The sequence below is a fragment of the Pseudoflavonifractor sp. 524-17 genome, assembly GCF_009935845.1.
GTDB lineage: Bacteria > Bacillota > Clostridia > Oscillospirales > Oscillospiraceae > Pseudoflavonifractor_A.
Window position 1 is genome coordinate 1 of the sequence record NZ_QWEK01000120.1, and the last position, 1,631, is coordinate 1,631.

General features: G+C 50.6%; 2 protein-coding genes. Both read right to left on the minus strand.

Translation table 11 applies throughout. The features are described from left to right. Window positions 1–7 precede the first annotated feature (7 nt). Complete coding sequence (locus tag D1159_RS18825) at window positions 8–862, minus strand: IS3 family transposase (protein WP_243152408.1); 855 nt, start codon at window positions 860–862, stop codon at window positions 8–10. A gap of 82 nt (window positions 863–944) precedes the next feature. Continuing rightward, window positions 945–1,583, minus strand: a complete 639-nt coding sequence (locus D1159_RS18830; protein WP_161847114.1) for a helix-turn-helix domain-containing protein — start codon at window positions 1,581–1,583, stop codon at window positions 945–947. Between the last annotated feature and the right edge of the window lie 48 nt (window positions 1,584–1,631).

A 1,631-nucleotide genomic window follows, 5' to 3' on the forward strand; every position in this document is an offset into this window, starting at 1 on the left:
GGAGTGGTTATGCCGCCAAAGCCAGTTCATGCATCTCAAAAGGTGTGCGTCCCCCAAGACCACGCTGGAGACGTCTTGAATTGTAGTAAAGAATATAGTCCTCAATCATATTTACGAGTTCAACTCTGCTGGTAAAGCGTCTGCCATAGTAACGCTCTCTTTTGAGAATACCCCAAAAGCCTTCCATTGGACCGTTATCAACGCACTTGCCAACACGGGACATACTCTGGGTCATTCCGGCTGCGGTCAGCTTGTCATGAAATACCTGTGTCGTATATTGGAATCCTCTGTCGCTGTGGGACAGTGGGTGTGCATTCGGATTGTTCGCTGCCGCTTTGTCAAACGTCTCGTAGACCAAAGTGGTATCGTTGGCGTCCCGTATGACCGCCGCAACGATCCTGCGGCCGCACAAATCAAGAATAGCACTGAGATAGACTTTGTGTACCACTGGCCCTGCATAATACTTGAACTCGGTCACATCTGTCAGCCATTTCTCATTGGGCCTGTCCGCATGGAATTGACGGTTGAGAATGTTTTCCGCCGTATGCTTCGGGTCTGAAGCGGACCTTGTGCAGCCATGTCCGGCATATTTGATGGTAGATTTAATTCCCAGACTCTGACAGATGCGGCGGACCCGCTTGTCGTTCACCGGTGTATCGTAATAACGCGCCAGATCGTCTCGGATGCGTCGGTAACCCTTGTCTGGACTCTCCTGGTGAATCTCCTTCACCTTAGCCGCGTGCGTCTGTTCTCCGCGGCACGGGGGCTGAGTTTCCCCGAGTGCCACTGGTAATAACCGGCTCTGGAAACATGGAGGATCCGGCACAACGTTTCTACGGGATACCCTTGTTCCTCTGAGCATTGGCGGATCGCTTCATATTGTTGTGCATTTTGAAATTGCCTCAGCCCGTCCCCCTCTCCAATCCCCTCGCTTTTTTAACAAATCACGCTCCATCTTCAGAAGGCCGTTCTCCCGCTTCCAACTGGACAATACGAATTCGCAGTTCTTCCTCTGACGTCCTGGGAATCTGCCGGACTTTCCGCTGGCCCCGACGGTCTTCCAATCCAGAAATTCCCATGGCCTTGTACTTCTGAATCCAACCTTTGACCAAGTTGTAATGCAAGCCGTGTTCGTTTGCCAGAACGCTGATGCTTTTGCCCTCGTCTATATGCTCTTTTACGATTTTTATACGTTCCTCCATGGTATAGCTGCGCCTGCCTGCCATAACGATTCCTCCCGTTTCCATGTTGCTTTCGTTATGACAATTATACCTTTTTACCCAATCCATAACAAGCTGTGGTGAGCGGATTTTGTATTTCTCCGAAATAGCTCTCAGACTGCCACGACCTGCCAGGTAGTCTTCTGCTGCGCTTGTCTTTACTTCTTCACAATAGGCCCGGGGTCCCTCAATTGGCTCAAACGCTGAAACGCCTTCCGCTTTGTACCGGCTGATCCAGTTTTGCATCGTTGTGGCACCTACTCCGGCACGCCGCGACGCCTCCCCTCCTCGCATCCGCCCCGAAAGGCATTCTTCGACCAGCCATATTTTATATGCTATATCTATTTCTTTTCGTCTTTCCATTTTCCCTCCTACATTTTTTCTCTGTCTGCCTTATGGGGAGCATATCAA